The following is a 17,879-nucleotide window of genomic DNA, read 5'->3' on the forward strand; positions in this document are numbered from 1 at the left end:
CGAGGTCTCAACTTCCTTCTGAAAATGCCAATATACTTGCGTAAAGCAGCGTTGAGCGCTACCTTATGAAAGTGAAATGGCGATTCAAGAAGTGACAGCCCCTGAAGACGTCTCGGCGTTCGTCGGCCAGCTTCAGGCAACGGGGACCTACACGTTCTCTCACGCGGACGCGCGAGCCGCACTCCCGATGTCCGAGATAGCGGTCGACAACGCCCTGCGCCGGCTCAAGAAGCGCGGTCGCATAGTGGCTCCGCGCCGCGGGTTCTACGTGATCGTGCCTACCGAGTACATCACGGCTGGCTCGCCACCACCTTCGTGGTTCATCGACGGACTGATGAGCTTTCTCGGCCAGCCCTACTACGTGGGCTTGCTATCCGCAGCGGCCATCCACGGCGCTTCTCATCAGCAGCCGATGACGTTTCAGGTCGTCACCGACCGTCCCACCCGCGAGGGCGTGGCCGGACGCGCGCACATCACCTTCCACATGAGTCGTCAGGTCGTGGAGACGCCCGCCACCCAGGTTCAGACGGAGACGGGGACCATGCTCGTGTCCACGCCTGAATCGACGGCATTCGATCTCGTGCGCTTCTCGGCGGCCTGCGGTGGCTGGAGCAATGTCGCCACGGTGCTGCTCGAACTCGCTGAGCGCCTAGAGCCGGAGGCCCTGTGTTTCGTTGCGCAGCTGCGCAAGACTCCCGAGATCCAGCGCCTCGGCTACCTCTTGGACCGAACGGGCCAGCCACGGCTCGCCGACCCGTTGCTCCGAGTCCTTGGCTCCAAGCGGTATCGGCCCGTTGTGCTCGCTCCCAGTGCGTCTGGCGTTGAAGCCGATGTCGTTAGCCCTTGGCGTGTGATCCCGAATCTGGAAGTGGAGATCGACCTGTGATTCCGCGGGCCCAAATCACGGCGTGGAGAGCTTCTGCGCCATGGCCACAAGACGAGCAGGTCGAGCAGGACCTGGTTCTGTCGAGAGCTCTCACCGCGATCTTCGCGCGGCCATCCTTGCGCCGTGCGCTCGCCTTTCGAGGCGGGACCGCACTGCACAAGCTTCACTTCGAGCCTCCGGGCCGCTACTCCGAGGATCTTGATCTCGTACAGGTCGAGGCGGGTCCGATCGGCCCTGTGCTGGCGGAGCTTCGCGAGGCGCTCGATCCTTGGTTGGGGGAGCCCGCATGGAGGCAGGGCCCCGCCAGCGCCAAACTGCTCTACCGCTTCGAGACGACCACGCTGCCGGTGCAGTTGATGCGGGTCAAGGTCGAGATCAACACCCGGGAGCACTTCAGTGTCGACGGGCTTCAGCATGTGCCGTTCGCCGTAGCCAGCCCGTGGCACTCTGCCGATGAGCTGATCACCACATTCACGCTCGAAGAGCTGCTTGCCACCAAGATGCGGGCGCTTTTCCAGCGGCGGAAGGGCCGCGACCTCTACGACCTATGGCTCGGGCTGACCACCCTCGACCCCGACGAGGCGCGCATCATCGACTGTCTCGGCGAGTACCTTGCGCGAACGGAGAGTTCGATCTCGCGCGCCGAGTTCGAGGCGAACATGGCGGGGAAGCTGGCGTCTCCCGATTTCCGCACTGACGTGATTCCGCTGCTTCGCGACCCCGAGGGATACGACGTCGAAGTTGCGGCGTCACTCGTGCACGGCCGTCTCATCGCCCGCCTTCCCGGCGAGCCGTGGAAAGCGCTTGGTCGCGAGAAATGACGATCGCGGCGGCGGGACTGTACCTGTGAACGATCGGCTTCAGCCGGACGAACTCGAGGCGCTCCGACGGCAGAACCTCCTGCTTGCCGAAGAGAACGCGCGGCTCAAGGAGATGCTGGGGCTCGAGGCACGGGATGCCGCGACTGCAATGCAGCCGGATATCGCTCGAATCTCCGGAATCACGGGTTCGTCGTCGGCCGCCAAGATCGAGCTGTTCCAGTCTCTCTTTCGCGGGCGCGCCGATGTGTTCGCCAGGCGCTGGGAGAGCCGCTCGGGCGGGAGTGGCTACGCGCCCGCCTGTGCCAATGAGTGGCGATCGGGACTGTGCGACAAGCCGCGCGTGAAGTGTGCCGATTGTGCCGATCGAGAGTTGGAGGCGCTCAGCGCGTCGACCATCGAAGATCATCTCACCGGGCGCAGCACGGTTGGCATCTATGCCATGCTCGAGGACGAGACCTGCCACTTCCTCGCGATCGATTTCGACGACGAGGGCTGGCGCGGCGATGTGACCGCGCTCCGTTCGGCCGCGTCCGCCTCCGGTGTCGAATGCCATGTCGAGGTGTCGCGGTCTGGGGGTGGTGCCCACGCGTGGTTCTTCTTCGCCGAGCCGGTGCCCGCGGCGCTGGCGCGTCGTCTGGGCACAGCGCTGCTGACGCAGGCTGCGCGCGGTAGACACGCTCTGTCGCTCCGTTCATATGATCGGCTCTTCCCCAGCCAGGACACGATGCCGCGCGGAGGATTCGGCAACCTCATCGCTTTGCCACTCCAGCATGAACCCCGATCGGCCGGACGTTCGGTCTTCGTCGACGAGCAGCTGCGGCAGTACTCTGACCAGTGGGCCTATCTGAGCTCTGTGGTGCGACTTGAACGATCCGTCGTCGATGCCGCATTGTCGCGGCTTGTCGCGGATGGAAGCCCGCTCGGTGTCCGGAGCTACCCGGCTGGCGGTGGCGGCGACACACCGTGGGCGCTGCCGGTCCCTCCACCCCGCGTGCGTCCAGAGCTGATCGGGCATGTTCCGGCGGTCGTCCGAGCCGTGCGCGCGAACCTCATCTTCGTAGAGAAGGCTGGACTTCCCGACTCGCTTCTCGACCAGATTGCCCGGCTCGCCGCCTTCGAGAACCCTGAGTTCCACCGCGCACAGGCCATGCGCCTGCCCACGTGGGACAAGCCGCGAATCATCTCGTGCGCCCAGGAGTTTGACGCGCATCTCGCGCTGCCGAGAGGATGCCTCGATGACCTGCGAGAGGTGATCGAGGGCTACGCCTCCGAACTCGAGGTCACAGACGAGCGCACCGAAGGTTTGCTGCTGCTCGCAAGGTTCTCGGGCACCCTCCGGCCAGAACAACGGAAAGCCGTCAAGGCTGTATTGGGGCACGACGACGGTGTCTTGAGCGCGGGGACGGCCTTCGGCAAGACCGTGGTGGCCGCCAACGTGATTGCCAAGCGCGGCGTGAGCACGCTCGTTCTCGTCCATCGTCGCGGGCTCATGGAGCAGTGGTGAGAGCGGCTCTCCACATTCCTCGATGTTCCGCTGGGATCGATCGGCGTCATCGGCGGTGGCAAGCGCAAGCCGACCGGGACCATCGACATCGCTGTGCTGCAGTCGCTGGTCCGAAAGGGCTCGGTCGACCCCATCGTCGCCGAGTACGGGCAGGTCATCATCGACGAGTGCCATCACGTTTCTGCGTTCAGCTTCGAGGCCGTGCTGCGCCAGGCGCGCGCACGCTTCGTGCTCGGACTCACGGCCACGCCGATTCGCAAGGACGGCCATCATCCGATAATCACGATGCAGTGCGGGCCTGTACGGTTCAAGACCGATCTGAAACGCCAAGCCGCAGCCCGGCCGTTCGAGCACATAGTTCGGCCGCGCGAGACTGGATTCGGTGTCGCGGCTCTGGCCGCAGACGGAATCCAAGAGGTCTATCGCCTGCTTGCGGGCGATGAGACCCGCAACGCTCTGATCGTAGAGGATGTGGTAGCCGCAGCCTCGGAGGGCCGCTCGGCGCTCGTGCTGACCGAGCGCACGGCGCACCGCGACCTGCTCGCGAGCCTGCTCGCTGAGCAGACGCCCCACGTCTTCGCGCTTTCAAGCGGCATAGGGGTGAAGAAGCGGGCCGCTCTAGCAGAGAGCATGGCGGCCGTGCCCGAAGGCGAGCCGAGCGTGCTCGTTGCGACGGGACGCCTTGTGGGTGAGGGCTTCGACGACGCGCGTCTCGACACGCTCTTCCTGGCGATGCCGATTTCGTGGCGCGGGACGCTGCAGCAGTATGCGGGCAGGCTCCATCGCCTGCACGACGAGAAGAGCGAGGTGGTCATCTACGACTACGTCGACCCGCTCTTGCCGGTGCTTGCGCGCATGTGGGAGAAGAGGCTTCGAGGTTATCGGGCCATGGGCTATCGCGTGGAGGCGACCGTGCCGCCGAACTCAGGGCAAGTCGGCTAGCCGAGAGCTCCGATTTGGTGCCCAAATACATGGTACTTGTTGGCACCTATTGGGACTCACCGCAGCTCCGCTATACCAACGAGTCCCAATAGTCACCAACACAATCAGGATTCGAATTCCCTTGGGGGCACCACAAACGACGTAGGCCCCTCTGTTCGAAACGGGGGGCCTACCTGCGTAAACAACGAATCGTCGGTGCGCCCACTGCCCGCTCCCGACCGAGCAGAATAGCCATCCAGTAGCCACGTGGCCCGCACGGGCTCTTTTTGAGCAACAGAGGCACATAGAATTCCCCGGGGATCGAACTGACGCTGGCCCCTCGCGGCTGTCGGCGGACGCAGCAAGGTCGGGGCGGATCGTGGACGACTGCCGGGCATTCCCCAAGCCGCCCGCGAGTGGTACTCAGTGAAGATGGCGCAATGCGAAGTACCTGCCTGCCGACGAAGACTAGCCCCAGCCGTCGTCCCAGCGCTCATCAAACATCCGGTCGAAGAGCTCGTCTTCAGCGTCAATCCAATCGAGGTCGCCGGAGGCCGTCATGAGCGCCAGCTCTCGAAGCTTGGTGAACTCGGAAGTCAGCGCACGTTCATCATCAGGCCCCCGGTCGTCCAGGCAGAAATCAAAGCCATGCCACTGGCCGGTTCTCTGTGATTCTGCTTCCTTGAGGAGATGCGCGATCTGCAGGAGGCACTCAACACGATTCGCGATCAGGCGGCGGAAGAACTCAAGCTCTGTCTTTGTCTGGAAGTAGACGTCGTGAGGCTTCTCGCTTAGAGGAAGAAGTTGGAAGCCGAACAGCTGCCCGGAAAACGCATCGGGCTCGCGCCTACGCACTTTGTTCAAATTGACCGGGGAATCCGCGATGGCCTTCATGTCGAAGCCCGAAGCCGCGGTGCCCCGTATCTTCGCAAGCAGTTGCTCGAGCGCCTCTTGCTGACTGACGAGATCACGTTTCGTCAGCTTTGGAGCGGTCGCGCCGGAGATGCGTCCCTTGGTCTCAATCAGCAGGTCGTCGATCCACCCCAACAGGAACACACGCCAGTCGTTGTTTGGACACTCAACATCTGGGTCGTTCTCTCGCAGGAGCGAAAAGGCTCGCACAATGAGCGTGTCTGCAACGATCAAGAAGTCGGAAAGGAAGTCGGCTCCCTCTTCGTTCGCGAAATGCGCACCGTACCAAAGCTGAGTAGCGGCAACGGTCTCGAAAGAACACGAGTAGAAGCCCGCGATGCCCACTCTCGACGCTAGCATTGGTCCCCCGCTCGCCGCGACAACTTTCTGTGAGGGTACTACACCACCGCACGCGGCAGCTCTGCCTCTCGAGCCGCGCGAAGCGCCCTATCGTGCGGCTATTTGGTTCAACGCGAGTGACGGAGTGTTGGGCTCGGAATCGTGGTGGATGCGAAGTCGAAAGTCCGCGGCAGCCTGCAAAGCAGGAAAGGGCGAATGTGGATGACGGCGAGGAGTGAGCCGGTTCATCCCTCAGACGCCCGTCTGAGCGATTCCGCAAATGCATCCGCGGCTTCCCGTTCCTGGCCAGGTAGAACGCCCGCATAGATGCGCAGGGTGGTCGCAGGGTCTGAGTGCCCCAGACGGCGCGAGACGACGTGTGGGGCGAATCCCTGCCGCAGCAGCATCGTGGCGTGTCCGTGCCTGAGGTCATGGAAGCGAACTCCCGTGATGCCGATCCCCTCGGCTAGGGTTGCTGTAGGCGCATCAATCTCGTCGATGTCCAAAGGCCCATTCGGGCAGGCGGTGCCGGACCGACGCTAACCCCTGCTGTGGCGTTCGGAGCACGGGCTGGAGGCTAATGACACTCGGTCGAGGCGGTACCGCAGCTCGCCTTGCTGTAGTTGCCGCTTGCGGGGTGCGCGTAGCTCGTGATGCCGTAGGTCGCGCTTGCTTGCGAATAGGGGGTCGCCTCCGTGGAGTAGACGACCATGTGGGCGCGGTTGAAGCCGTGCGGAATCTGGCTGTGACAGTAGACGCAAGGGGTGTAGCGGTGTCGCAGACCTCCCGCGCCCGTCGTCGAGAAGTGGAGATTCGGATCCGCTCCTCCCGGCTTGGCGAAACCGGTCGTGCTCAGGTCGTGGCACATCCCGCAGAGCGATGTCGTGTAGTTGTCCGGAGTGACCGTTGCGCTCCACGAGCCCTTCAGGATGAACGGGTATGCCGAGCCGTGCGGCCCCTTGGGGGCACCGCCGGTGAGGTTCGTGGTGTGACAGTCGGAGCACGTCATTCGCGACGTGGGGGTCCAGCCGTTGAGGTAGCCGCCGGCCGAGCTGGCCTTGCTCGTACCGACCACCGCGTGGTAGGAGGCGTTGTTGGGGTTGAACTCCCGTGCGGCATCCGTGGCGCCGTACCCACCGGACCCGCCCGTCGTAGGGAGCGTGGTGTAACCGCTGTGGCACTTGAAGCAGACATAGGCCTCGTAGTCGGTCGACTGGCCGTCGAACTTCTCAGCCACGTAGCCTGTGGGGGTCGTCCATGCGGCTGGCCACGACGAAGGTCGCACGCCGGTGCTGCCCCAGAAGACCGCCCCGGCGGTGCTCTCTCCGGGCACATGGTTGCCGCGCCGGGTCGTGTGCACCTCGTGGCAGTCGACGCACTCGACGTGCCGGTTGCCCACGCCGAAGGCGCCCGCGGTCTCCACGTCGGAGTGGCGGTTGCTGTACGTGCCTATGGGATGCACGCCGGTCTTGAGGTCGAACACACGGTTCTCGTGAACGTGCGTATGCCCGACCGATCCCCATGTGCCTGACCCAGATACGACATCGGTGTACCCATCCGCGTCGATATCGGCCGCGCGCACTCCGTATACCGTGCCACCCGGAGAAGAAATCGCATGGCCTGCCCACACCAAGCCGTCGCCGGATGCGTTCTCGTTCCAGCTGACTTGCGACCCTGAGGCGTAGATGACATCCAGGTCGCCATCGTCGTCGATATCGGCGACAGCCGCCGAGTTGTTCTGGCCGGGGCCCCACCCCACCGTCTGCGTCGTCCAGGTGCTACCGTCACCGGCTGTGTTGTCGTACCAGTAGATCGGGTAGCCTTGGGGCGAGGTCCCCTTCCAACCCCCTCCGACCACGATATCGTTGTCGCCGCTACCGTTGATGTCCCCAATGGCCACGGACCACAGGCTGATCTGCGGATAGGCGACCGTCACGGTCGACCAGCCGCCTCCACCGATCGCGGGGTTGCTGTGCCAGCGCACCCGCTGATCGTCTCCTACCGACGCGATGTCTATGTCGATGTCCCCGTCGATCGCGCCCACCGCAAGACTTCGGATGGCGCCTCCGGCCGAGTGCACCAGGGTGTGGTTCCACGCTGCGCCGTTTCCGGCGTTGCTGTGCACGAGGATATTGCCGTCATTCCGTCCCGAGACGATGTCAAGGTCCCCGTCGCGATCGAAGTCGCTCACGGCGACGCTGTGGGCCGAAACGCCTGAGCCGGACGTTATGACAACATTCGACGACCATGCGCTGCCGTCGCCAGCCGTGTTGTCCAACCACAGCACGCTGGCCCCAGAGCCGCTCACGCCGAGAACTATGTCCCGGTCGCCGTCGTTGTCGATGTCACCGATTGCGACCGAGGTGATCTGAAGGGTGCTTGTGAACGCGGTGACCGTGGTCCACACAGAGCCGCTTGCGGAGTTCTTATAGACGTAGACCTCGCCAGTCCTCGACCCGGACACGATGTCGAGATCCCCGTCGTTGTCGATATCCGAAACTGCGACCGAGTATGTGATGTCCGTGTCGCCGCCGACCCGGCGACTGTACCAGTCCGGCTGGGTGCCCGGCACCTGATTCGTGACGGTCTGGATGTCAGGCATGTATGCGTGGCATCCCGTGTCGCACGAGGTCCACGAGCTCCGGGAGCCGTGGCACCCGAAGCACAGACGCTCTTCGCGGCTGATCGCGCTGTTCTGGCGCGACACGGGCGGGAAGTGCCCACCTGAGAACGCCGTAAGCCGCGCGTTGTCAGAGCCGTGCGGATCGTGGCAGTTGTCGCAGCCGACACTCGTGTCGCCTGCACCCGAGACGGCGTAGTGGCCGCCGGTCGTCATCGGGGACTTGTCCCAGCCCGGGAAGAAGGTGGCGGTAACCGACGGGAAAATCACGGTGTACGGCACAACGGTCGTGGTGTTCAGTGTCTTGGACGGAGGACTGCCGTCGTGGCACCGCAAACAGAACTGCCCGACGCTAGCCGGCGTGTTAACGGTATTGTCCGGATCGCTCATGCGCCCAAGCGACCACTCGGCGGTGCCCGTCGTGACGGTGTGTGAGTTGTGGCAGCTCGCACAGTACAGCGCGGCTCCTGTCGTGCCGGAGATGTCGTGCGAGCTCGCGCGGGCGAATTCGCGCTCGATGAAGCGCCCGTTCCACGTGTTCGCATCTCCAGACGAGCCGTGGCATCGGTAGCACAGTTCCGCGTCCTGGGCGCCGGCTCCGAGGGCGTAGGCATTCAGGTAGTCGGCCCCTTTCGCGCCGTGACGCTGGTGGCACACAAGGCATTGGATGCCGCTGCCACTGGACGGGGTGATCTGGCACGTGGCGTCGACCGTCGCCGATGGCGTCCACGCCAAGTCGGCATGGGGGCCGGTGTAGATGGTCTGGTGGTCGCCCCCGGACTTGGAGTAGTAGAGCGAATCGGAGATGTAGGCGTTGCGGAACGATCCATGACACCCGAAACAGAAGGGATTCTTGGCTCCACCGGCCGCGGCGGTCGGATATGTCTTCGAGCCATCGGACTGCCAGTTGAAGAGGAGCTTGGGGTTCACGGACGGGTCGTTGTGGACCTCGTGACAGCTGCCGCAGTCGAGCGTCTCCTCGACGAAGGGGTGCCACGAGTCGTCGAACACGTCCGGCGCCTGGTCGTCGCAGGCGATGAACTCAGCTTGGACGTTCGAACCGTGGGCGCCGGCCGGAGGGCTCGATGCACTCGCGTTCCCGTGGCAATAGAAGCACTCATCGAACCTCGCGCGTGCCAGCGCGGGACTCGCCATGGCATCGTGGGAGCTGTGGCACGCCTTGCATGAGCGAGAGCCCTCCGTGTACCGCCCGTGCGGCATCGAAGTGTAGCCTACGGCGTACGTTGAGAAGTGGTCGAGCTGGGCCATTGCAACGTCGCGCTCTGTGTCGAGGGTCACGTCGACGCCGAGGCGGTCCCATCTTGAGCCGGTTTCATTCCTCAGGTGGAGGCGCGCGGTTCGCGCAAGCCAGTTCTCTTCGAACAGCTCCCCGCCGTTGACGCGGTAGGCGATCTCCAGCTCGACGGGCTTCCGGAACACGGTTCCGTCAGGTCCGAAGTCGAGGGCGGGCGTCATGAAAGCCGTCGAGGAGCAGCCTGTCGACCCCGCTACACGCTCCTCGATCGTGAGGCGTGTGGCGCTCGCGAGTGCACGTGCAGGCACGCGCAGGAGCACCTCACCGTTCGCCGCGATGATCTCGGTGGGCGAGGACGCTGAGGCCAGCTTCGTGATCCAGATGTCGTCGTTTCTGACCACCGGGCCCCGGTCGCCGACCAATACGCCTGAAGCTGCGGCGACTCGGTAGCGGTAGACCCCAAGGGCCGTCTCTGGCACTGGGTCGACGTAGTGCGTCGAGGACGTCACGGCCGCCTTGCGAAACGCCTTCTCGCCCGGTCCGGCACGGTACACGACGTAGCGGGAAGCCCCTGAGACAGCGCACCACTCGAGACGATTCTCCAAGTGGCCGGCGGTCGCGGAAACCAAGTCAGGTGCGGGCGGACCTCCCAAGACCATCAGAACCACTGCGCACGAGGCGGAAGCGCACGCGAGCACCCAAGCCAGCGCGCGCTTCAACGATGACACTCGGTGCTCCCCCTTGCTTGACAATGGCCCTCCCCGGCTCGCGGCGAATTATCCCATGGTTCCGCCGTTTACTGGTGCTCATGTGGGTTCAGGGACCTTAATGGGGCCACGTACACCCTAGTTCCCGAGAATCCCGAACGGGAGTACGTCCCCTCTGTGCGAAACAGGGGTCTGCCTGCGGAGGACCGAGCCTCACTTCCCGACGTGCGCCGCGAGCCAGCGTGTGTCGTCGCCGACGTTCTCGATACGGTGCTCGTTGGCCAGCCGGTAGGCCGTGTACACCATCAGCGTTCGGCGCACCTCAGTCTCCGAGCCCGACACGCCTAGGCGTTCCGCCAGCCGCGCGAGATCTTCCTCTGTGCCGCGCAGAGCCTGTTCTGGCGTTTCGCCATCACGATGTCGCCGCGACTGAAAGCAGTAGTGGATCGCGTCGAAGGGCCACGGCGCGCTATCCATGGCGCGATTCCAGTCCCATAGCCACAGCTGATCGCCACGCAGCTGCATGTTCCATGGCACGAAGTCACCGTGCGCCCGGCACAGCGTCAGGCGAGCGTCCGGCGAGCCCTCCACCGCACGGGCTAGCAGGTCGCGCGCGCCATCCGTCCCCTCGCCGAAGCACGCATCGAGCGCCGCTATCGCCTCGGTGTAGCCGACCTCACGCTCGCTCAGGGCGCGAAGTTCGGCGAGGAAGGGGAGGAGTTCGTCGATCGAGTGCTCGCCGTTTCCGCCGACGCTCGCAACGTCGGTCAGTGCGAGCATCGTCCACCGGCCGACGGACTCGCCGATGGCGAAGGCCTCGGGCGCGACTATCCCTGCGGGGCGATGCCGGTGCAGGTCCTCGAGGAACCGTGCCTGGTCGGCGAGTGCCTGACGCCCATACGTTCGAGCCGTGACGAAGACGGTTTGCGACCGCTGCTGCACCGCCGTGATGGACCAGCTCACGTCTTCGTTGAGCGTGGACGCGTACGCGACGACGTCGTGGTCGAGGAACTCACCGAGGGCCTTGAGCAACTCCTGATAGCCTTCGCGGCACGCTTTGGGCACGGGCCGAATGGCCGCAAGGACGCGTCCGCTAGGCGGGGCGGCCCGCAGCAGGGTGGACGCGAAACGAGCCGCTCGTCCCGGACTCGCGTGAAGTCGATCAAGGAGCTCACCCGAGCGTCGGTCGCCGGGGCAGAACGCGTTGATGCGGTAGTCGTGGAGCTTGAACAGTACGAATCCAGACGCGTCGGGGGAATCGTGGCCCACGTCTGCATCCATGGGCACCCTAGTCGCCGAGAATCCCGAACAGGAGTGCGTGCAGAACCACCCAGACCACGTAGATGCCCAGCCCGATGGCCAGTCCGCGGAGGAGATCCGCACCCCACGCTGCCCAGCGGTTCTCCCGTTTTGGCTGGACCGGCATGAGCGGATCCACAGCGAACCTCCCTGTGTGCCTGACGACTTCCCCTTGTGAGTATCGGTGGAGTTGTCGACGCACGCAACCGAGCGGACACACTGGTATGCTGATGCGCGACACGTGAGCAGGGAGGATCGATGGAGCGGCGGTACGGCAGTCCCTATCGACACTGGGTGAGCGGCTTCATCTTTGAAGTCGCCATTTTCGCTGCGTACCTCATCTTCCTTGCTGGTATGTCGTTCGGCATCCTTCGGCTGGCGGGGTAGCGGCGCCGTGTGGGTTCGCTTCACGCTCGCCGAGGTGCGAGGTATCGCCCACTACCTGGGGATGCTCGTCGTAGGCGTGGCGCTGACCATGTTGCTGCCTCTTGGGACGGCCCTCGTGCTGGGCGAGTGGGGACCTGCGCTCGACTACTTCATTGGAGCCGCCCTTGCGGGGACGATCGGCGTCGCTCTCATGCTGGCCGACGTGACCTCCCCGCAGATCTCGAACCGGCAATCACTTCTCATCTCCTCGCTTGCGTGGCTCTTCGCAGCGCTGGTCGGGGCTGTTCCCCTGGCGCTGTCCGGCAACTACGGCTCGTACTTGGACGCGCTCTTCGACGCGATGTCAGGGTTCACCACGTCGGGGCTCACCGTGGTGCAGGACCTCGACCACATGGCGCATGCGCACAACATGTGGCGACACCTGACCCACCTCATCGGGGGGCAGGGCATCATCGTGGCCGCGATCTCGCTCGCCCTCGCGATGAAAGGGGGCGCGATCTCGCTGTACATGGCCGAGGGGCGCGACGAGCGCATTCTGCCCAACGTGCTCCACACCGCGCGCTTCATCTGGTTCGTCACCGCCGTCTGGGTGACGTTCGGTACGACGGTCCTCAGTGTGATCAACTGGTTCTCGGGCATGGGTGCCGTGCGGGGCTTCCTACACGGATTCTGGCTCACGATGGCGGCCTTTGACACCGGCGGATTCGGACCCCAGTCGCAAAACGCGCTGTACTACCACAACCCCTACCTTGAGGCCGGCCTGCTCATGCTGATGCTTGCCGGGACCTTCAACTTCAGCCTTCATGCAGACCTGTGGCGCGGTGACCGCCTCGAGGTGTTCAAGAACATCGAGGCCAAGACGCTCGCGGCCAACATCGCCATATGCGTCGGCCTCGTGGCGATCTCGTTCGGTGCGAGCAGCCTCCTCAGCACGGATGCCGAGCTGTGGCGCAAGGGCGTGTTCCACATCATCTCCGCGAACTCGGGCACCGGGCTTATGACCGTGTACCCCGGCCAGTGGTCGCAGATGGGCGGTGCCGCGATCTTCGCCATCGTGCTTGCGATGGGTTTCGGTGGCATGGTGTCCTCGACCGCCGGAGGCATCAAGTCGTTGCGCATCGGCCTGATGCTGTCTTCGGTGGTGCTGTCGGTGAAGCAGGCGCTGTCACCGCGGTCGGCCGTCGTTCGCGTGCGCTTCCACCACCTTGTCGAGCGCTTCGTGACACCCGAGATCACTGCGAGCGCCTTCACCTACTTCACGCTCTACGCGGTGAGCTACATCTCGGGTGGTGTCATAGGTGCGGCCTACGGCTATGATCCCGCCGCCGCCATCTTCGAGTCGGTCTCCGCGGCGGCTAACGTGGGACTGTCCGTGGGGATCACGGGACCGATGATGCCCACCGGCCTGAAGGTGCTCTACATAGTGCAGATGTGGTCGGGGCGCCTTGAGTTCTTGTCGCTCATAGCTCTGGTCGTCGCCGTTCTGCTCGCCGTCAAGCCACACCGCGGGGTGGCTTCGTGAAGGCGGCCGTGACCGTCATGTTCGCGCTGGCCATCACCTGCATACCCGCGCAGGCGATGGCCATCAAGGGGGTCGAGCCAGTAGCCATGACCCCCGGCGCGCTGACACCTGCTGAAGCGGTCGAACTCGGGCTTGCACAAGATGGGGTGCGCGTTGTCGTGCAGGGAGAGGCGATCGGAGAGGCCCTGTCGGCTCCACGTGGCAAGCGTTGGTTGAACCTGCTTGGTGGAGGGGTGGCGATCGGAGTGGTCGTCGAGGCCGAGGATGCTGCTGCCATCGAGCGGTTTGGCGAGTACCGACAACGGGGTGCCACGGTCCTCGTGGGCGGGACGCTGAATTCGGCGTGCGACGAGCATGGCGGGGACCTGGACATACACGCGAGCAAGATCGAGATCCTCGATCAAGGCGAGAGCGTCCCGCACGCCCTCCATCCGCTCAAGGGCGCTCTGGCCGCCGCAGTCGGCATCGTGGCGCTCGTGCTCTTGGCCCAGTACCGTCGACTGAAGCGTCGCACCTACCTGTAGAGAAACCGCCGTTTCCCGCCGCGGGGTTGCCGCTCACCGTTTTGTGGTTCGACGGCTACGCGCTGCGGCCTGATAATGCGATGCTGTACTACGTACGGGCCGTGACGAGACGGATCCGTGCGCAAGGGTGGGTTGCGAACACGGAGGTACGTCAATGACGCGCACGTCTGCCGCACGCGGCTGGATTGTCACGGCCGCTGGCCTGGGCATCAACCTCGCGCTGGGAGTCCTCTACTCCTGGAGCGTCATCGCCAAGACGCTGTCGAAGCCGCTGGCTGAGGGCGGCTGGGGCTGGTCGTCGGGTCAGGCGAGCCTGCCGTACGCGCTTGGAGTCGGGGTCTTCGCCGTCGCAATGGTGTTTGCAGGCCGGGCGCAAGACAAGCTCGGGCCGCGTCTCGTCGCGTCGGTAGGTGGCGCGCTGTGCGGTCTCGGGCTCATCGTCGCGAGCTTCGGCACTGCGACCAACGCCGCACCGATCATTCTCGGCTTCGGTCTGCTCACGGGTCTGGGTATCGGGCTCGGATACGCAGCGGCCACCCCTGCGGCGGTCAAGTGGTTCCCCCCGCAGCGCAAGGGGCTCATCACCGGTATCGTCGTGGCCGGCTTCGGTCTGGCGAGCGTCTACATCGCGCCCATCACCACGTGGCTTCTGAACGAGCAGGGCGTGTCGGGCACGTTCCGTGTGCTGGGCGGGGTGTTCCTCGTGACGACCATCGGTCTGGCACAGCTGCTCAACAACCCTCCGGCCGGTTATCTTCCCGCAGCCGCTGGTGCGAAAGCTGACGCGAGAGCAGCTGCTGCCGCGCTCGACGACTACGAGTGGCGCGACATGATCAAGACTCGGCAGTTCGCCCTCATGTGGCTCATGTACGCGTGCTCTTCGTTCGCGGGCCTGATGATCATCGGACACATGGCGAAGATCGCGGCCGCTCAGCTGACGTCGATCGATCTGGGCTTTGCACTGGTTGCGGTCTTGGCCGTCGGTAACGCCAGCGGACGGGTTGTGGCGGGCGTGGCGGCGGACCGCATCGGAGGCATCCGCACCATGTTCGCGGTCTTCGTCTTGCAGGCGCTCATGATGGGGGCGCTGGCGTTCTCGGCGACCCCGATGACCCTGATTCCAGTCGCGGCGCTCGTCGGCTTCAGCTACGGCGCGAACCTGTCGCTCTTCCCCTCGACCACAGCCGGCTTCTTCGGGACGAAGAACCTGGGCGTCAACTACGGACTCGTCTTCACGGCGTGGGGCGTCGGCGGTGTCTTCGGCTCGATGACCGCGGGCACGATAGTGGACTCGACGGGCACCTATGGCGTGTCGTACGCGATTGCGGCGGCGCTGTGCATCGTCGCTGCGGGGCTCACGATGGTCACCAAGCCGCCGAGCCCGCGGGCGATGCCGGTGACGATATCGGAAGGCGTACGGCGGGCGGCCTAATCACTGCACGGCACGTGGATGACAGATGATGAGCAGCCGACGGTCGCGCATCACGCCCCGCCGGACCCACGCATGATGCCCGCGATCATGCCGCCCAGGTAGGGGATGAGCCAGACCGCCCACACGGCGACGCTGTAGCGGTGAAAGCCGCGCCGCGCGGACTCGCTGCCGCGCCACCGAGTCCACGTGGCCCAGATCGCATGCACAGCCATGAGGCCGAGCGCCGCCGCCCCCGTGAGGGTGTGGCTCCAGTCACTCACCCCGCCATTCGCCACCAGCATGCGAAACATCATCTCGGTGGCGACCGAGTCGCACACGATGCCGAGCCAGAACATCACGACGTGCCACGTCTTGAGGTCGCGCGCCGCACGCTCGGCCCAGACGCCCGTCGTGTAGAACACGAAGGCGAGCGACATGATGATGGCAGGGACGATGAGTTCGCGTGGCATGGGACTGTAGGGTAGCGCGAACGGGGCCGGCGCGTCAGCGCGCCTTCAGCTCTTCGGGTGCGACGTTCTTCCACACGCTGAAGGCGTCGGCGACCTTCTCGCCCACCCGGCGGTACTCGCGTGCGCCCGCGATGTAGATGAGGGGGTCGAGGGCTGCGATGTCTACCTGGTCTCCGTCGGTCAGCACCGCTTCCTCGGCGTGCGCCTGCAGCACTTCGCCGAACACGACGACGTAGCTGCCGACCTCTACCTCGTGGGTGACGCGGCACTCGAGGTTGTACGGGCACTCGTCGATGATCGGTGCCTCCACCAGCTCGGATGGCGAGAGAGTCAGCCCTGTGACGGCGAACTTGTCGGCGGTGCGACCGGAGACCATGCCGAAGTAGTCGACCACGGGCGCCATCGCCGACGTCGGGATGTTGACGGTGAAGGAGCCCGATTCGCGGATGAGCTCCAGCGTGCGCCGTGACTCGCGCAAGCCCATCGCAATGGTGGGAGGCGTCGAGGCGACGATGTTGATCCACGCCACCGCTAGGGCATCAGCGTTTTCGAGGGTCCCACCCACGACGAGGGGGCACGGCATCGGGAACAGGCGGTCAACGGCACCGATGGTCTTCTTCACGGGGGCTCCTCTTGAGTCGGCCTTCGTCCTTTCGGAGCATAGCGCAGCGCCCGATGGTGCCGTACGGCCGTTGGCGGTCGGTTTCGCAACGCTCACCAAGAACGTGCGGTTCGGGCTCTTGCGCCCCCGCCCGCCGCTCCCTAGACTCCGAGCACTACAGCAACGTCCCCGCGAGCTCGTGGGGCGCGATTCTGCGAACGGAGGTGTGGAGAGAAGCGATGGTCTACCTCAGCGCATTCGCGATGATGATGGACATGATGATGACCCGGCCCGGGTCTGTCGGCGTGCGCGCCGGGCTCGGGCGGCCTTCGGCCGACTGAACTTGGTGGTCAGTCGGGAATCATCTCCCTCACAGCGAATGCCTGAAAGGCGGAACAGACCATGAGCTCCTCCCACCGTTTCGACACCCTCGCCGTTCATGGCGGGGCAGCACCTGACCCCACCACCGGCTCGCGTGCCGTGCCCATCTACCAGACGGCCGCCTACAACTTCCGCGATACCGATCATGCCGCCGCGCTGTTCGGCCTGCGTGAGTTCGGCAACATCTACTCGCGCATCATGAATCCCACGAACGATGTGCTCGAGCAGCGCGTCGCCGCCCTTCACGGCGGAACGGCAGCGCTCGCGGTCTCATCGGGCCATGCCGCCGAGGTGCTCGCGCTGCTGAACGTGGCCGGCGCGGGCGACTCGATCGTCGCGTCGACGTCGCTCTACGGCGGCACGTGGAACATCTTCCTGCACACGTTCCGGCGTCTGGGCATCGAGGTGCGCTTCGTCGAGACGACCGACACTGACGGGTTCGCGGCTGTCACCGACGACACCACGCGTGCCTGGTTCGTCGAGACCATCGGCAACCCGCGCCTTGACGTTCCTGACCTTGCGGGTCTGGCTGAGGCCAGTCGCTCGCTCGGCGTTCCGCTGTTCGTCGACAACACGTTCGCCACGCCGTATCTGTGCCGCCCGTTCGAGCACGGTGCGGCGGTTGCCATCGAGTCGCTCACGAAGTGGCTCGGCGGCCACGGCACGAGCATCGGCGGCATCCTCGTCGACGGCGGCAACTTCGACTGGGGCGCCGGGCGGCATCCGTTCTTCACGGAGCCGGACGCGAGCTACCACGGCCTCAAGTTTGCCGAGACGTTCGGCGACTTCCCGGGGCTGGGCAACGTCGCCTTCGCCATCCGGGCGCGCGTGAACCTCCTGCGTGACTTCGGTGCGTCCTTGTCGCCGTTCAACGCGCAGCAGTTCCTGCTGGGGGTCGAGACGCTTTCGCTGCGCGTGCAGCGTCACTGTGACAACGCCTTGGCGGTCGCCCGCTACCTCGAGACGCATCCGAAGGTGGGATGGGTCGCGTACCCGGGTCTGGAGTCGCATCCGACCAAGGCGAACGCGGATCGGTTCCTGTCCAACGGCTACGGCGGTGTCGTCGTGTTCGGACTCAAGGGCGGCCTGAACGCCGGACGGACGCTCATCGACTCGGTGGAGCTCTTCAGCCATCTGGCCAACGTCGGGGACGCGAAATCGCTCGTGATCCACCCGGCGTCCACGACGCACTCGCAGCTGTCAGGCGACGAGCTCGAGCGGGCGGGCATCGGCGAGGACTTCGTGCGCCTGTCAGTTGGGATCGAGGCGGTCGAAGACATCCTGGCCGACCTCGATCAGGCGCTTGCGCGGGCGTGATG

The 17,879-nt window shown here is 65.0% G+C and carries 16 protein-coding genes; 9 read left to right on the forward strand and 7 right to left on the reverse strand.

Going from position 1 to position 17,879, the window contains the following annotated elements; all coding sequences use genetic code 11:
• Positions 1-76 precede the first annotated feature (76 nt).
• The 4 genes from U1E26_06360 to U1E26_06375 all read left to right on the forward strand — a co-directional run bounded on the left by U1E26_06360 (position 77) and on the right by U1E26_06375 (position 4,153).
• On the forward strand, positions 77-886 hold the full coding sequence (locus U1E26_06360; protein ID MDZ4169261.1) for a type IV toxin-antitoxin system AbiEi family antitoxin: 810 nt from the start codon (positions 77-79) through the stop codon (positions 884-886).
• The gene (locus U1E26_06365; GenBank protein ID MDZ4169262.1) at positions 883-1,707 is read left to right on the forward strand and encodes a nucleotidyl transferase AbiEii/AbiGii toxin family protein; all 825 of its coding nucleotides are present in this window, start codon (positions 883-885) and stop codon (positions 1,705-1,707) included. The genes U1E26_06360 and U1E26_06365 overlap by 4 nt, the downstream gene beginning before the upstream one ends.
• Positions 1,708-1,732: 25 nt before the next feature.
• Positions 1,733-3,211, forward strand: coding sequence for a hypothetical protein (locus U1E26_06370; GenBank protein MDZ4169263.1), 1,479 nt, complete (start codon positions 1,733-1,735; stop codon positions 3,209-3,211).
• Between the two features lie 93 nt (positions 3,212-3,304).
• The gene (locus U1E26_06375) at positions 3,305-4,153 is read left to right on the forward strand and encodes a DEAD/DEAH box helicase family protein (GenBank protein MDZ4169264.1); all 849 of its coding nucleotides are present in this window, start codon (positions 3,305-3,307) and stop codon (positions 4,151-4,153) included.
• Positions 4,154-4,600: 447 nt separating this feature from the next.
• Here the strand turns inward: U1E26_06375 and U1E26_06380 are convergent, their stop codons facing one another.
• The 5 genes from U1E26_06380 to U1E26_06400 form a co-directional block, all read right to left on the reverse strand.
• Positions 4,601-5,389 carry a hypothetical protein gene (locus tag U1E26_06380; GenBank protein ID MDZ4169265.1) on the reverse strand — a complete coding sequence of 263 codons (789 nt, stop codon included), beginning with the start codon at positions 5,387-5,389 and terminating at the stop codon, positions 4,601-4,603.
• Positions 5,390-5,628: 239 nt separating this feature from the next.
• A complete protein-coding gene (locus U1E26_06385; GenBank protein ID MDZ4169266.1) occupies positions 5,629-5,889 on the reverse strand; it encodes a tyrosine-type recombinase/integrase in 261 nt (86 codons plus the stop codon).
• 71 nt (positions 5,890-5,960) lie between these two features.
• Positions 5,961-9,986 carry an FG-GAP-like repeat-containing protein gene (locus U1E26_06390; GenBank protein ID MDZ4169267.1) on the reverse strand — a complete coding sequence of 1,342 codons (4,026 nt, stop codon included), beginning with the start codon at positions 9,984-9,986 and terminating at the stop codon, positions 5,961-5,963.
• 192 nt (positions 9,987-10,178) lie between these two features.
• Positions 10,179-11,234, reverse strand: a complete 1,056-nt coding sequence (locus tag U1E26_06395) for a hypothetical protein (GenBank protein MDZ4169268.1) — start codon at positions 11,232-11,234, stop codon at positions 10,179-10,181.
• Positions 11,235-11,253: 19 nt separating this feature from the next.
• A complete protein-coding gene (locus U1E26_06400; GenBank protein ID MDZ4169269.1) occupies positions 11,254-11,403 on the reverse strand; it encodes a hypothetical protein in 150 nt (49 codons plus the stop codon).
• A 119-nt stretch (positions 11,404-11,522) separates the two neighbouring features.
• On the opposite strand from U1E26_06400, the gene U1E26_06405 reads away from it, so the two are divergent.
• The 4 genes from U1E26_06405 (at position 11,523) to U1E26_06420 (ending at position 15,129) form a co-directional block, all read left to right on the forward strand.
• On the forward strand, positions 11,523-11,651 hold the full coding sequence (locus U1E26_06405; GenBank protein MDZ4169270.1) for a hypothetical protein: 129 nt from the start codon (positions 11,523-11,525) through the stop codon (positions 11,649-11,651).
• A gap of 7 nt (positions 11,652-11,658) precedes the next feature.
• Complete coding sequence (locus U1E26_06410) at positions 11,659-13,173, forward strand: TrkH family potassium uptake protein (GenBank protein MDZ4169271.1); 1,515 nt, start codon at positions 11,659-11,661, stop codon at positions 13,171-13,173.
• On the forward strand, positions 13,170-13,697 hold the full coding sequence (locus U1E26_06415; protein MDZ4169272.1) for a hypothetical protein: 528 nt from the start codon (positions 13,170-13,172) through the stop codon (positions 13,695-13,697). Before U1E26_06410 ends, U1E26_06415 begins: the two co-directional genes overlap by 4 nt.
• Before the next feature lie 154 nt (positions 13,698-13,851).
• Positions 13,852-15,129 (forward strand): OFA family MFS transporter, encoded by a 1,278-nt coding sequence (locus tag U1E26_06420; protein ID MDZ4169273.1) that lies wholly within the window; start codon positions 13,852-13,854, stop codon positions 15,127-15,129.
• A 50-nt stretch (positions 15,130-15,179) separates the two neighbouring features.
• On the opposite strand, the gene U1E26_06425 is transcribed toward U1E26_06420, so the two are convergent.
• Both U1E26_06425 and U1E26_06430 read right to left on the reverse strand, forming a co-directional pair.
• On the reverse strand, positions 15,180-15,578 hold the full coding sequence (locus U1E26_06425) for an HsmA family protein (GenBank protein MDZ4169274.1): 399 nt from the start codon (positions 15,576-15,578) through the stop codon (positions 15,180-15,182).
• A 34-nt stretch (positions 15,579-15,612) separates the two neighbouring features.
• Positions 15,613-16,200 carry a flavin reductase family protein gene (locus U1E26_06430; protein ID MDZ4169275.1) on the reverse strand — a complete coding sequence of 196 codons (588 nt, stop codon included), beginning with the start codon at positions 16,198-16,200 and terminating at the stop codon, positions 15,613-15,615.
• 381 nt (positions 16,201-16,581) lie between these two features.
• Between U1E26_06430 and U1E26_06435 the strand changes: the two genes are divergently transcribed.
• A complete protein-coding gene (locus tag U1E26_06435; protein MDZ4169276.1) occupies positions 16,582-17,877 on the forward strand; it encodes an O-acetylhomoserine aminocarboxypropyltransferase/cysteine synthase in 1,296 nt (431 codons plus the stop codon).
• Positions 17,878-17,879 lie beyond the last annotated feature (2 nt).

It is taken from the genome of Coriobacteriia bacterium, from assembly GCA_034370385.1.
Classification (GTDB): domain Bacteria; phylum Actinomycetota; class Coriobacteriia; order Anaerosomatales; family PHET01; genus JAXMKZ01.

Excerpts from the sequence above, each read along its gene's own strand:
- U1E26_06360 (MDZ4169261.1), top strand. The coding sequence starts at position 77 with ATGGCGATTCAAGAAGTGACAGCCCCTGAAGACGTCTCGGCGTTCGTC.
- U1E26_06405 (MDZ4169270.1), top strand. The coding sequence starts at position 11,523 with ATGGAGCGGCGGTACGGCAGTCCCTATCGACACTGGGTGAGCGGCTTC.
- U1E26_06420 (MDZ4169273.1), top strand. The coding sequence starts at position 13,852 with ATGACGCGCACGTCTGCCGCACGCGGCTGGATTGTCACGGCCGCTGGC.
- U1E26_06425 (MDZ4169274.1), bottom strand. The coding sequence starts at position 15,578 with ATGCCACGCGAACTCATCGTCCCTGCCATCATCATGTCGCTCGCCTTC.
- U1E26_06435 (MDZ4169276.1), top strand. The coding sequence starts at position 16,582 with ATGAGCTCCTCCCACCGTTTCGACACCCTCGCCGTTCATGGCGGGGCA.